This window comes from Roseinatronobacter domitianus (genome assembly GCF_023336755.1).
Taxonomy (GTDB): Bacteria; Pseudomonadota; Alphaproteobacteria; order Rhodobacterales; family Rhodobacteraceae; genus Roseinatronobacter; species Roseinatronobacter domitianus.
This window is the reverse complement of record NZ_JALZWP010000002.1, coordinates 285601-298924: the sequence shown is the minus strand read 5'-3', so window position 1 is coordinate 298924 and position 13324 is coordinate 285601. Positions and strand designations below refer to the sequence as shown.

Annotated in this window: 14 protein-coding genes and 1 riboswitch; of the genes, 6 read left to right on the top strand and 8 right to left on the bottom strand. The window is 63.1% G+C overall.

The annotated features are described in order from the left end of the window. Position 1: 1 nt before the first annotated feature. The 4 genes from holA to M3N55_RS03495 form a co-directional block, all read right to left on the bottom strand. Positions 2-1024, bottom strand: coding sequence for a DNA polymerase III subunit delta (holA, locus tag M3N55_RS03510; RefSeq protein ID WP_249056426.1), 1023 nt, complete (start codon positions 1022-1024; stop codon positions 2-4). Further along, a complete protein-coding gene (lptE, locus tag M3N55_RS03505; RefSeq protein WP_249056425.1) occupies positions 1021-1500 on the bottom strand; it encodes an LPS assembly lipoprotein LptE in 480 nt (159 codons plus the stop codon). The genes holA and lptE overlap by 4 nt, the downstream gene beginning before the upstream one ends. Next, entirely contained in the window at positions 1487-4066 is a 2580-nt protein-coding gene (gene leuS, locus M3N55_RS03500; RefSeq protein WP_249056423.1) for a leucine--tRNA ligase, read from the bottom strand. The genes lptE and leuS overlap by 14 nt, the downstream gene beginning before the upstream one ends. Before the next feature lie 83 nt (positions 4067-4149). Continuing rightward, positions 4150-4668 carry a DUF3576 domain-containing protein gene (locus M3N55_RS03495; protein WP_249056420.1) on the bottom strand — a complete coding sequence of 173 codons (519 nt, stop codon included), beginning with the start codon at positions 4666-4668 and terminating at the stop codon, positions 4150-4152. A gap of 240 nt (positions 4669-4908) precedes the next feature. Between M3N55_RS03495 and M3N55_RS03490 the strand changes: the two genes are divergently transcribed. From M3N55_RS03490 to M3N55_RS03475, 4 genes are all read left to right on the top strand, one after another. Further along, positions 4909-5742 (top strand): porin, encoded by an 834-nt coding sequence (locus M3N55_RS03490; protein WP_249056417.1) that lies wholly within the window; start codon positions 4909-4911, stop codon positions 5740-5742. Between the two features lie 130 nt (positions 5743-5872). Further along, on the top strand, positions 5873-6013 hold the full coding sequence (locus M3N55_RS03485; protein ID WP_249056415.1) for a hypothetical protein: 141 nt from the start codon (positions 5873-5875) through the stop codon (positions 6011-6013). A gap of 4 nt (positions 6014-6017) precedes the next feature. Further along, entirely contained in the window at positions 6018-6323 is a 306-nt protein-coding gene (locus tag M3N55_RS03480) for a porin (RefSeq protein ID WP_249056413.1), read from the top strand. Positions 6324-6332: 9 nt separating this feature from the next. Continuing rightward, entirely contained in the window at positions 6333-6986 is a 654-nt protein-coding gene (locus M3N55_RS03475) for a YggS family pyridoxal phosphate-dependent enzyme (RefSeq protein ID WP_249056410.1), read from the top strand. A gap of 86 nt (positions 6987-7072) precedes the next feature. On the opposite strand, the gene M3N55_RS03470 is transcribed toward M3N55_RS03475, so the two are convergent. Genes M3N55_RS03470 through M3N55_RS03460 form a run of 3 tightly spaced genes read right to left on the bottom strand, consistent with a single transcriptional unit; the run spans position 7073 to position 10279 of the window. Further along, positions 7073-7759 carry a thiamine ABC transporter ATP-binding protein gene (locus M3N55_RS03470; RefSeq protein ID WP_249056407.1) on the bottom strand — a complete coding sequence of 229 codons (687 nt, stop codon included), beginning with the start codon at positions 7757-7759 and terminating at the stop codon, positions 7073-7075. Next, entirely contained in the window at positions 7746-9305 is a 1560-nt protein-coding gene (locus M3N55_RS03465; protein ID WP_428982584.1) for an ABC transporter permease family protein, read from the bottom strand. The genes M3N55_RS03470 and M3N55_RS03465 overlap by 14 nt, the downstream gene beginning before the upstream one ends. Beyond that, positions 9302-10279, bottom strand: coding sequence for a thiamine ABC transporter substrate-binding protein (locus M3N55_RS03460; protein WP_249056406.1), 978 nt, complete (start codon positions 10277-10279; stop codon positions 9302-9304). Before M3N55_RS03460 ends, M3N55_RS03465 begins: the two co-directional genes overlap by 4 nt. Before the next feature lie 47 nt (positions 10280-10326). Next, positions 10327-10429: riboswitch (TPP riboswitch) on the bottom strand. A gap of 90 nt (positions 10430-10519) precedes the next feature. On the opposite strand from M3N55_RS03460, the gene aroC reads away from it, so the two are divergent. After that, the gene (gene aroC, locus M3N55_RS03455; protein ID WP_249056404.1) at positions 10520-11626 is read left to right on the top strand and encodes a chorismate synthase; all 1107 of its coding nucleotides are present in this window, start codon (positions 10520-10522) and stop codon (positions 11624-11626) included. Between the two features lie 103 nt (positions 11627-11729). Here the strand turns inward: aroC and M3N55_RS03450 are convergent, their stop codons facing one another. Beyond that, complete coding sequence (locus tag M3N55_RS03450) at positions 11730-12563, bottom strand: prephenate dehydratase (protein WP_249056402.1); 834 nt, start codon at positions 12561-12563, stop codon at positions 11730-11732. A 120-nt stretch (positions 12564-12683) separates the two neighbouring features. Here M3N55_RS03450 and M3N55_RS03445 point away from each other — a divergent pair, with 120 nt between their 5' ends. Next, positions 12684-13190, top strand: a complete 507-nt coding sequence (locus M3N55_RS03445) for a c-type cytochrome (protein WP_249056401.1) — start codon at positions 12684-12686, stop codon at positions 13188-13190. Positions 13191-13324: the final 134 nt, after the last annotated feature.

Here is a 13324-nt window from a genome sequence, read left to right as displayed (position 1 = left end):
GTTAGCGGCGCGCCATCATCGCCAGACGGATCAGCGCGCGTTCCACCACCGCCATGCTGGGCGCGTTGGAGGACGAGCGCAAGGTCAGATCGGCATCCGTCAGCGTGGCGAGCGCGGCTTCCAGTCGCACCAATCCCCAGCCCTGCGCCTGCTTTAACAGACGGTCGCGGCGCGGGCCGAAAATAGGGGGCTTCATGCGCTGAATGCCCGCCGAGGGGCCGCCGGGGTCGCAATTCATGGCGTGAAGGCTGCGGAAATGGCGCATGGCCATGATCGCAAGCGTCACGGCGGCAACCCCCTGGGCATGCAAGCGCACCATCAAGGGACCGATCTTGGCAGACTCGCCCTCTGCCACAGCATGCAGCAGGTCATCTACCGCGGCCTCATGGCTGGCGGGTGCCAGATCGGCAACCTCTGCCGGGGTCAGCGCGGTGCCGTCGCCATGTTTATACAAAGCGATTTTCTGCAAGGTCTGGCGAAAATCGCCGGGGTCCAGCACGCGCGACAGCGCCGTCAGGTCGCGCATGGCGTCAGGGCTGATTTGTGTCAGGCCCGCGCGCGTCAGTTCCGCCTCGATTTCCTCTCGCGTGGGGGGGTCGTCATAGATCGCGACCGCGCCCGCAGTTTTCGCGCCCTCGAACAGTTTGCGCAGTTTCGAGCTGGCTTTCAGCGCGCCGGCGGTCGCGATAATCTGCGCGTCCCCCGGTCGCCAGTCCGACAGTGCGGCCTGAACTGCGTCTGTCCCCTGATCGGTCACGCCGTCCAGAAAGACCACGCGCGGACCGGGGAAAAAGCCTTGTGCTTTGACTGCGTCCAGCAATTGCGCGGCGTCGCGCCGAAGGTCGGCGCCTGCCAGCCGTTCCAACCGCATCTCGGCCTCGCCCTGCGGGCCAATGGTGGCGGCGATCAGTTCTTGCCGTTTCAGCGCCACGCGCATCGCGTCTTGCCCGTAAATCAGCACGCCCGACAGGCCAAGGTCGGGTTTGGCGACAAGGCGCGCGAAATCGCGAGGGTTGAGCTTCATTCCGCCAGAGCGGCGAGCAGCCGGGTGGCGATCTGATCGGCCAGAATGCGCATCAGGCGTTCTGTCGCGTCTTCGCGCGCGCGCTGCGTGGCAAGCTGGTTCGCAGTGGTGGAATAATTCGTCACATTGCGCAGGCTGGCAGAGGTGACGGTTTCACCCGTGGCCGTATCTGTCAGCGAATAGTCGATGCTGCCCAAAAGCGCGATCCGGGTTTCGCCCACGCCGACAACGCTTGCCGCGCCCCGTTCCGAGGTGGTGATGCTGTAGGCAAGCGCGTAGCGCGCGGTTTGGGGCCGGCCCAACCGTTCTTCCAGCGCGCCGACAAAGGCAAAGCCCAGCGAATCGCTCGGGTCATCGGCACGGACCTGCCCGCGCAAGGCCGCGCCCGGCCCGCCGGGCGCATAGGCGGGGGTAAAACCGCAGCCCGAAAGCGCCAATGCGCCCAATAAAAAAGCCCGTCTGTCAGACAACCACATTCACGATCCGCCCCGGCACAACGATCAGCTTGCGCGGCGGGTTGCCCGCCAGCGCCTTGACCACAGCATCATCCGCAAGGGCGAGTTTTTCAACCTCTTCCTTGCTGGCATCGGCGGCAACCGTGATTTCGGAGCGGCGCTTGCCATTGATCTGGATGGGCAGGGTCACGCTGTCGGCCACCAGCATGGCCGGGTCGGCCTTGGGCCAAGCGGCTTGCGCGACCAATCCTTCGCCGCCCAAGCGCGACCAGATATCTTCGGCCAGGTGCGGCACCATCGGGGCCATCAGTTGCGCGAGGGTTTTCAGCGCGGTCACTTGCGCGGCGCCAGAGGCTTTCGATTTCGACAGCGTGTTGGTGAAGGCGTAAAGTTCGGCAATCGCCTTGTTGAAAGCGAAGTTCTCAACCGCTTTCGTGACCGCATCAATCGCGCGGTGGGTGGCGCGCAACAGGTCGGTGTCGGCGTCCGACGGCTGGCCGGTGTCCATGGCGGCGATCCGGTCGCACAGCATCCAGACACGGTTCAGGTGTTTATAGGTCGCTTCTGCCCCCGCGCTTGTCCATTCCACATCGCGTTCGGGCGGGCTGTCGGACAGCACGAACCACCGCGCGGTATCGGCCCCGAACGCTTCAATGATGTTGACCGGGTCCACCACGTTTTTCTTGGATTTCGACATTTTGGCAGAGGGGATGATGCGCACTGCCTCGCCCGTGGCTTTCAGCTTCCCATCCTCGACATCTTCCGGCAGGTGATAGATTGCGCGGCCCTTGGCATCTTGTGTTGTATAAATCTCATGCGTCACCATCCCCTGCGTGAACAGCGCGTTGAACGGCTCTTTCGCGCTTTCCGGCAAATGCCCGGTTTTCACCATCGCGCGAGCGAAGAAGCGGGAATAGAGAAGGTGCAGGATCGCGTGCTCGATGCCGCCGATATACTGGTCGACATTCATCCAATACTCAGCGTCATCCTTGTCGGTCGGCGTGTCGGCGCGGGGGCTGGTGAAGCGCGCGTAATACCATGACGAATCGACAAACGTGTCCATCGTATCGGTTTCGCGCTTGGCCGGGGCACCGCAAGACGGGCAAGCACAATCGCGCCATGTCGGGTGGCGGTCCAGCGGGTTGCCGGGGGTGCTGAAATCAATCGGCGTGCCGTCTTCGTCATAGGGCAGGGCGATCGGCAGTTTTGCCTTGCTCTCGGGCACCACGCCGCAGGTGTCGCAATGCACCACGGGAATCGGGCAGCCCCAGTAGCGTTGGCGCGACAGCCCCCAGTCGCGCAGGCGGTATTGCGTCACGCCATGGCCCACGCCACGCGATTCGCAGAATGCAATCGCGGCTTCCACCGCGTCGGCCCCGGTCTGCACTTCTTCCCCCGCGAAACCGCGCACATAGCGGACCTTCTCGGTTTTCAGCGGCACAAAGGCGGTGGCATCGACAGGGGTGTCATTGTCCAACGCGAAGAACACATCCGGGTGTGGCAACCCGTATTTATTGGCGAAATCCAGATCGCGCTGGTCATGCGCCGGGCAGCCGAAAATCGCGCCGGTGCCGTAATCCATCAGGATGAAGTTCGCGATATAGACCGGCAACTCCCAGGCATCATCAAACGGGTGGCGCACGCGGATGCCGGTGTCGAACCCCTTTTTCTCTGCCTTCTCAAGGGCTTCCTCGGTGGTCCCGATCTTGCGGCAATCAGCGACAAACGCGGCCACCTTCGGGTCATGCCGTTCCAGATACTTGGCCAGCGGGTGATCCGGGGAAATCCCGACAAAACTCGCCCCCATCAGCGTGTCGGGCCGGGTGGTATACACCTCGATCCGGTCAAACCCTTCGGGCGCGTCCACCGCCCCAAAGGCAAACTGCAAGCCCCGCGACTGGCCAATCCAGTTGCGTTGCATCAGGCGGACCTTTTCGGGCCAGTCTTTCAGCCCGTCCAGCGCCTCCAGCAACTCGGCGCTGTAATCGGAAATCTTGAAAAACCATTGCGTCAGCTCGCGGCGTTCCACCTCTGCGCCCGACCGCCAGCCCTTGCCGTCGATCACCTGCTCATTGGCCAGAACCGTCATATCCACCGGGTCCCAGTTCACGACCGCGTTCTTGCGGTAAACCAGCCCCTCGGCCAGCATGTCGATGAACATCGCCTGCTGTTGGCCGTAATACTCCGGGTCGCAGGTGGCGAATTCGCGGCTCCAGTCAATCGACAGGCCCAAGGGCTTCATCTGGTCGCGCATCACCTCAATATTGCCGTAGGTCCAGTCCTTGGGGTGGCCGCCCTGCTCCATCGCGGCATTCTCGGCAGGCATGCCGAACGCGTCCCACCCCATCGGGTGCAGCACCGAAAACCCGCAGCTAGCCTTATACCGCGCGACCACATCGCCCATCGTGTAATTGCGCACATGTCCCATATGAATGCGGCCCGACGGGTAGGGGAACATTTCCAGCACATAATATTTGGGCTTGGCGGGGTCGCGGCGCGCGGTAAAGACACCGGCCTCGGCCCAGGCGTCTTGCCATGCCCGTTCAATGCTTTGCGGCTGGTAGCGTGCGTCTGTGGCTTGGGGCATGTCACTTCCTTGGGGCTGAACGCAAAATGCCGGGCGCGACCGGCCCGGCATCTGTAGCGATGTGTTTGGCGAAGGTCCAGAATCTACAGATTGCGGTCGCGAATCCGCAACTGGCGCGCGCGGGTCAGGATGGCATCTTCCACCGCGCGAATCGTGTCGCGGCTGGCCGGGCCATTCCGCGTCATGATCGCCACGTTCAACGACCGCGCATCCAGCGCCGGGTCATTTACCAGCACAGCGGCACGATACGCGCGACCGCCGCCCGGCGGTGTGCCATAGCCTGTCACGATCACGCCGGAAAACGGGTCAATCGACTGCACCGGCAGAAAATCCAGAACTTCCAAAGACGCGTTCCACAAATACTTGTTCACCTCTACCGTGGTCGAGGGCGGCTGCGCGTTGGAAAACAGGTCCCAGATGGTGGATTGCCCGACCATCCCGCCAGCCTGCGCCCGGTCGCGTTCCTGAATCTCGGCCACCTCTGCGCGCGACCGCTCGCCGCCGCTTAGAAAGTTGCCGAAGCCGAATCCGCCACCGCACCCGGACAAGACCAATACGGCACCCAATAAAATGCCACCGCGCGAAATGCCGTTCCAACCCATTGCATTGCCCCTATATAGCGTTGTCCTTCTGTAGCCCGTTCTAAAACACGGAACAAGGCCCGTGCCACGCACCGCTATAATGCGCCCATGGCGCGTGCGTGACAATTCTGCACCATTTTCGGCACATTGCCTGCGGGCGCGGCGCTTGCGCTTGAAAAAATGGGGCGAAAGGATGAAACAGGCTCAGACCTTGCCTGAGTGGTAAGGCGAGGAACACCTAAGACAACGAGGGTAATCAAAATGAAAAAGCTTCTTCTGGCTTCGACCGCTCTGGTCATGACCGCTGGCTACGCCGCTGCAGACGTCGCTCTGTCGGGTTCGGCTCGCATGGGTATCGCATACGACAGCGCCGCTGCACGCGAACTGTCCTTCACCAGCCGCGCACGCGTTGTGTTCACCCTGTCGGGCGAAACCGATGGCGGCCTGGCATTCGGCGGCTCCTTCCGCGCTGACAACGCCGTTGGCGCAAACGCCGGCACCGCTGGTTCCGTCTTTGTTTCGGGCACCTTTGGCCGCCTGTCCATGGGCGACGTTGCAAGCGCTGCTGAATTCATCGTTGGCGATCTGTCCGGCGTTGGCCTGACCGGTCTGGGCGACCTGAACGAGAACACCTATCTCGGCAACGCGACGCGCCCTGCTGCTCGCTACGACTACTCCATGGACGGACTGACGCTGGCTCTGTCCATCGACAACCCGTCGAACGCAGCGTTCGTCTACTCGGTCGCAGTCGGCTATGAAATGAACGGCTTCATGGGCGGTATTGGCTATGAAAAAGTGAACAGCGGTGCATCGCACACCATCGGTTACATCGGTGCTGAATTCGAAGGCGTCACGGGTAAGCTGACCTACGGTCGTTCGGCTGGTGCAAACCAGTATGGCCTGTCGATCTCCGGTTCGTTCGACGCAACCACCGTCACCGCATTCGGTCGTCGTGATTTCGCTGGCGCTACCCACTACGGTCTGGGCGCAAGCTACGACCTGGGCGGCGGCGCATCGCTGGTCGGCGGTATCGTGCGTAACGACACCGGCGCTGGCTCGACCCTGGCTGACTTCGGTCTGAACTTCTCGTTCTAATCCAACCCGGATTGAACGATGGAAAGAGCGGGCCTTGCGCCCGCTCTTTTCTTTTTGACCGCCGCGACCTTTTCCGCGCGCGTCATTTGCCCTAGATTGCCGTCAGACCCGCCGTTCAAAACTGGCTGATATGACCCGATACTGCGCATATGCCCTGATCTTTGCCACCAGCCTGCTTGCCGGGTGCGAAACCACATCTGCCGCGCTCGATGGTGTCGGCGGTGTGTTCATGGGCGCAAGCGAAGATGTCCGCAGCATTGGGCGCAGGTAAACATATGTTGGCGCGCGCTGTCATATTGGCCCTGTTGATCGTGGTTCCGGCCCAGGCCCAGACCACACGCGAACCCACCGGCCTTAGCTTGCAGGGCCAAACCCGCATGGGCGTGGTCTGGGACCGCCCCGCCGCCGCCCCCGGCAGCGACCGCGCCGAAGCGCGGCTATATGCCCGCACCCAGCTCAAGCTCAGATTCGTTGGCGAAACCGATGGCGGCGTGCAATTCGGCGCCGAACTGGATCTCGATAAACTGGGGTCAGACAACCCCAACCGGCCCCGCGGCCAGCGTGTTTTCCTCGGAAACTGAAGGGCACCCATGTCATTGCAGGATATTCAGACGCGGATCGCCGCCGCCGAGGCGCAGGCAGGCCGCACCCCCGGCTCCGTCCGCCTTATCGCCGTGTCGAAAGTTCAGCCCGATGACCGCGTGCGCGCGGTGCTGGACGCGGGCCACCGCGTGTTCGGGGAAAACCGCGTGCAGGAAGCAGCAGGCAAATGGCCCGGCTTCCGCGACATGTTCGGCCCGGTCGAATTGCACCTGCTCGGCCCGCTCCAGACCAACAAGGCCCGTCAGGCGATGGAACTCTTCGACGTGATCCACTCGCTCGACCGTCCCAAACTCGCCCGCACCCTCGCGCGTCTGGCCGATGAACTTGGCCGCTGCCCGGACCTGTTCGTGCAGGTCAACACCGGCGCAGAGCCGCAAAAGGCCGGTATCCTGCCCGATGATGCCGATGCCATGATCGCTGAATGCCGCAGCCTGGACCTGCCTGTTCAGGGCCTTATGTGCATCCCCCCGGTCGACGAAGACGCCGCCACCCATTTCAGGCTTTTGGCCGAAATCGCCGCCCGCAACGGGCTGGCGGGCCTGTCGATGGGCATGTCCGACGATTTCGAAACCGCCATCGCCCATGGCGCCACGCATATCCGCGTCGGCTCCGCCATCTTCGGTGCGCGGGTTCCGGGCTGACCGCGTTTGCCGTTCATCCTTGCTCAAATATCCTGGGGTGAATGGTCCCGCAGGGACCAGAGGGGCAAAGCCCCTTGCGACGGACCCTATCCCAGATAGGCGCGCAACTCCGGCGGCGGGTCGTCCAGAAGCGCCCCGGTCGGTTGCGGTGCATGGGCCACGCCCCCGGCTACCAGACTCGTCTCATCACAGATGGCCCGCGCATCGGCCACGTCGTGGCTGACCATCAGCAGCGTCGCCCCCGTTTCTGCCACGATTTCGGCGACCAGCGCCAGCATTTCGGCCTTCAGCGCCGGTCCAAGGGCGGCAAACGGTTCGTCCAGCAACAGCAGTGGCCGCGCCCGAATCAGCGTGCGGGCAAGCGCGACACGGCTTTGCTGCCCGCCCGACAATTCGGCGGGGCGTCGGTTGCCCATGCCGTCCAGCCCCACACGGGCCAAAGCATCGTGCACCCGCGCGCGCTCTGGTGCGCTCAACCGCAGCGACGGTTTCAGCCCTAGCGCCACATTCTCGGCGGCGCTCAGATGCGGAAACAGGTTATTGTCCTGAAACAGGATCGACACAGGCCGCGCGCCCGGATCTTTTGCCAGGGGGTCGCCCCGCCAAGTGATCCGCCCCGCATGTGGCACAAACCCCGCAATCGCGCCCAACAAGGTCGATTTTCCCGCCCCTGACGGCCCGATCACCGCAACCCGCGCGCCTTGTGACACCTCGAAATCCGCACGCAGGTGAAACCCGCCTTGCGTGATCTTCATGTCCTCAAGCCGTAGCATCGCTGCGTCCCCATTTGTCAAACGCCCAGAACAGGGCAAGACTGGCCAGCAGCAGCAACAGCGCCGCCCCCGCCGCGTCATCCTGCCGGTAGGCTTGCATCAGGCGGTAAAGCTGCATCGGCAGCGTCGCGCGCTCGGCATCGGCAAACAGCAGGATCACCCCAAGGTCGCCCATCGACAGCGCCGCGGTCAGCCCGGCGGCAAAGCCCATCGGACGGCGCAGGCGCGGCAGCGTCACCAGCCGAAACCGCGCCGCCCCGTGCAGGCCAATTGATGTGGCAAGCCGTCCCTGCGTGGCGGCCACATCGCGCAAGGCCGGCAGGATCAGCCGCAGCGCAAAGGGCAGCGCAAGCCCGGCATTGACCAGCATCGTCACGGCAAGCGCCATATCGCGCGGGTCGGCAATCGGGCGGAGGATCAGGAACAGACCTGTCCCGATCACCAGCGGCGAGGCCGCGAGCGCCGCCAGCCCCAACCATTCCAGTGCCGCCGCGCCGAAGCGGGGCAAGGCAAGGATTGCATGTGCCAGAACAAGCGCAAAAGAGAGCGTCAGCACCGTTGCGCCGAGTGCGACCCAAAGCGAGCGCATTGTGGCCTGCCAGACAGGTGCCGGCAGGCTGACCAGATGTGGCGCACCCCGCAGCACGATCAGCGCCAGCGGCACCAGCAGGAACAGCGCCGCCAGCGCGATCAGCACCCCGTCGCCCCAGATCGCGCGGGCTCGGTAATCCATGCGCGGCAACGGCCGGTCCAGCCCGCCGCCAAGCCCCGAGGGCAGAGCTACGCGCAGGGCCAACACGCCAGCCCCAAGGCACAGGCCAAACTGCACCAGGGCCAGCGCGGCGGCGCGGCCCATGTCGAAATCGAAGCGGAACGCTTGGTATATCGCCAATTCAACCGTTGTCGCACGGGGTCCGCCACCCAAAGCCAGCGCCACCGCGAAACTGGTCAGGCAGATCAGAAAGACCAGAAGAAAGGCACCGGGCGCGACCTCTCGCAGCATCGGCGCTTCCAGGTGGCGCAGGCGGTCTGTGGGGGAAAAGCCAAGTGAAACGGCCAGCCGCATGCGTTCGGATGGAATAGCCGCCCAACCTTGCAGGATAATCCGCACCGCCAGCGGCAGGTTGTAGAACACATGCGCCAGAACCACGCCGTGCAGCCCGTATATGTTGACCGGCCCCAGCCCGACCAGCCCCAACACGTCATTGACCAAGCCAGAGCGCCCGAACACGGCCAGCAGCCCCAGAACTGCGACCAAGGTCGGCAGGATGAAGGGCGCTCCCATCAGGGTTATCAGCAACCCTCGCCCGATAAATCGTCGCCGTGCCAGCGCGCGCGCCACCGGGATGGCGAGCGCGACCGACAGCAATGCTGACAGGAGCGCTTGCAGCAGCGTGAAGCGCACGGCGGCCCAGTCCGACGCACGCAAACCTGTCAGCCCTTCGGCGCGCAGGGCCACCGCGCCCACCGCGCCGAAATTCAGCGCCAAAAGCCAGAGCGCCACGACACTCGCAAAGACAAGTGTTAGGACGCGGGCCTGTGTCACCGTGTCATGCCCTCCAGCCACAGATCGAGTGCCGGGACGCGACGCTCTTCGGCCTGTGTTTCGCTATAGAATAGCGCCGTATCCGGGTAGGGCAGATCGCGCATCACTTCGGGCCAGTCTTCACGCGGCAGGGCAGATGGGTAGGACCAGTTGCCATAGGCGATCATCTGCTGGAACTCGGGCGAGAGGATATAGGCCATGAAATCGGCGGCAAGGCCGGGGTTTTCGGTTCCCGACAGCACACCCGCAACTTCGGCGGTCAGGTAATGGCCTTCGCTGAAAATGGCGGCGGCTTTGCTGTCATCTTCTTCGGCCACGATGTGATAGGCGGGTGATGTGGCGTAGCTTAGCACCATGTCGGCTTCGCCTTCGGTGAACAGGCCATAGGCTTCGGACCAGCCTGCGGTGACGGTGACGGTGCGCTCTGACAGCGCTGCCCAGACATCGGCAGCATCCTCGCCATATAGCTGGTCGACCCATAGCAACAGTGCCAGCCCGGCGCTGGACGAGCGTGGGTCTTGCCAGATCAGCGAGATATCCTCGCGGGTGATAAGGTCTGCAAAGCTGGTCGGTGGGTTTTTCACGCGGGTTTTGTCATAGACCCAGGCGTTATAGCCCCAGTTGAAGGGCAGAAAGGTGTCATCCGCCCAGTCGATTGGCAGCGTCAGCGCCGCCAACGGTTGGCCATGCGGCACGAACAGCCCGGTTTCGCGGGCGCGCAGCGTGGTGTCGGTGTTCAGCCCGATGACCACGTCCCCGTCCAGCCGTGCGCCTTCCAGTTGCAGGCGCGACATCACATCGCCCGTGCGGAAGTTGAGCGTGCAGGTGCCGCAGCGGGCCTCGAACCCTTCTTTTATGGCAGGTCCGGGGCCCCATTCAGAGCCGAAATAGTCAGGCGCGATGACGGTCAGCGTCTGGGCTTGGGCGGATGTCGCCAAGCCAAGGATTGCCGCCGCGAAAAGGGGTGATTTCATGTTTCGATCTCCATCTTTCACGACAGGCGGAGATGAGCGCGGGCGCGCTGCGCACCCTGTCCCTTCCCTCCGCCGGTCTTAACCGGTTCAGGTTCAACGGGTTCATGCGTGACACAAATCTCAGCCCAAAGGGCACCCCGAGGTAACTTCGCAGATAACGCTTTTGGTGTGTCGCGGCAAGGGCATGGCTTGAGCCTGCCGCCGCTGCCCGCTATTGCTGGCGCAAAGGAGTGCCAGCCCATGAGCTTCAACACATTCGGCCATCTGTTTCGCGTGACCACTTGGGGTGAAAGCCACGGGCCTGCTTTGGGCGCCACGGTGGATGGCTGTCCGCCGGGCGTGGCGCTGGACGCAGGCATGATTCAGACATGGATGGACAAGCGCAAACCGGGGCAAAGCCGTCACACCACGCAGCGCCGTGAACCCGATGCGGTGGAAATCCTGTCCGGTGTCTATGAGGGCCGCACCACTGGCACGCCGATTCAGCTGATGATCCGCAATGTGGACCAGCGCAGCAAGGATTACGGCAATATCGCAGACACATTCCGCCCCGGCCATGCCGATATCACCTATTACCAGAAATACGGTCTGCGCGACCCACGCGGGGGCGGGCGCTCTTCGGCGCGTGAAACGGCGGCGCGTGTGGCGGCGGGCGGTGTTGCGCGCGCGGCGCTTGGCCAGCTTTTGCCCGAGTTGCAGATCTTGGGCTACATGGTGCAGATGGGGTCGCACCGTATTGACCGCGCCCGGTTTGACGCGGATGAAATTGCGCGCAACCCGTTTTGGGTGCCCGATGCGCAAGCCGCAGAGGATTGGGCCAAGGCGCTGGATGCAATGCGCAGCGACGGTAATTCGGTGGGTGCGCTGATAGAAGTTGTCGCGCGCGGTTTGCCTGCGGGGATTGGTGCGCCGATCTATGCCAAGCTGGATACGGCGCTTGCCGCCGCGATGATGTCAATCAACGCGGTCAAGGGTGTCGAGATTGGTGCAGGCATGGATGCCGCCGGCCTGACCGGGGTGGAGAATGCTGACGAGATCGACATGGGCGCGGATGGTCCAGATTACCGCAGCAACAAGGCGGGCGGTATCTTGGGCGGTATTTCGACCGGGCAGGATGTGGTCGTGCGTTTTGCTGTGAAACCGACGTCATCTATCACAACGCCGCGCGCCTCCATTCTGCGCGACGGCAGCCCGAATGATGTCGTCACCAAAGGCCGTCACGATCCTTGCGTGGGTATTCGCGCCGTGCCGGTGGCTGAAGCGATGATGGCCTGTGTGCTGCTGGATCAGGTGCTGATGCAGCGGGCGCAGACGGGGGCTGTTGGCCCGGTGGGTGTGATCGGTTGAGCTGAGTGTTGGCCGAGCGCCTACCGCCCCGGCCCCCGAGCCGGGGCCTCTGCGTTTATGGGATGGGAGAGAGGCCCCGGATCAAGTCCGGGGCGCGGCGTCGCTAACGCCGTGCCGGGTCCGCTGGGTAGGTGCCCAGAACGTTCAGGTAATCGGTGAAATACCCCAATTCATCCAGCGCCAGTTTTACATTGGCATCTTCCGGGTGGCCTTCGATTTCGGCAAAGAACTGGGTCGCGGTGAAAGACCCGTTCACCATGTAGCTTTCCAGCTTGACCATGTTCACACCATTGGTGGCAAACCCGCCCATGGCTTTATACAAAGCCGCCGGAATGTTGCGCACGCGGAACAGGAAGCTGGTCATCATGCCATGATCGCCCCGCCGGGTCAGATCGGGCTGGCGCGCCATAATCAGGAAACGGGTGGTGTTGTCGGGCCGGTCCTCTATCTGTGGGGCAAGCACTTGCAGCCCGTAGATTTGCGCTGCCATCTCGCTGGCAAGCGCTGCGTGGGTCGGATCGCCCCGCTCGGCAATCTCACGCGCGGCGCGGGCATTGTCACTGCTTGCCATGCCGCGAATACCATGATTGCGCAGGAAGGTGGAACATTGCGGCAGGATCACCGGGTGGCCATGTGCTTCTTTAATCTGCTCGAGCGTGCTGCCGGGCAGTCCCAGCAGGTTGACATGCACGCGCACGAACGCTTCGGCCACGATATGCAGCCCGCTTTCGGGTAGCAGCGAATGCACATCGGCCACGCGCCCGTAGATCGAGTTTTCCACAGCAACCATGGCCAGATCGGCCGCGCCAGAGCGCACGGCCTCCATCGTGTCGTGAAACGTGGCACAGGGCAGCGGGTCATGATCTGGCCGCGTGTCGGCGCAGGCCTGATGGCCATAGGCACCCAATTCCCCCTGAAAAGCGATTTTGCCGGTCATGTTTACGCTGCCATCTCTCAAATTCGCCCAAAAGGGCGTTTCGTCGCGGTAACTACCGCTTGAAACCTAGTATGGGAAGCGGATACATACGCCCAAAATCTCTGGTTTAGGGACTGCGCTATGTTCGACACTATGGTGATCACGAAAACTGTGGCCTCGCTCTGCGGTGCTTTGCTGGTTTTGCTGCTGGGGCAATGGGCGGCCAGTGCGCTATATGTGCCGCGCAATGCCGATGCGCCCCAAGCCTATGCAATCGATACCGGGGAAGAGGACATGGATGCCGAACCCGTTGCCGAACTGAGCTTTGAGGACGCGTTCCAAGTTGCCGATGCCGATGCCGGCGCCCGTGTCTGGAGCCAGTGCCGCGCTTGTCACGCGCTGGAAGCTGGTCGCAACGGGGTTGGCCCTTATCTGCACGGTGTCGTGGATCGCCCCATCGGCGCGGTTGACGGGTTCAACTATTCCGGCGCGCTGGCCCAGGTCGGAGAGCTATGGACACCAGAGAACATTAGCCGGTTCATCGAAGGCCCGGCCAATGTGGCCAGCGGCACCTCTATGAACTATCGCGGCCTTGGTGATGTGCAGGATCGCGCCAACCTGATCGCCTATATTCAAAGCCAAAGCTGAGTTTGCGCCCATGCGCGTATTGGCAGGCCGTCCGTTTTTACGGGCGGCCTGTTTGCTTTTTGTAAACTGCGATCAAAATAGCTTGTTTAAGCGTGCAAAATACCGCGTGCTTGTCGACAGGCGGGTCGAAACGC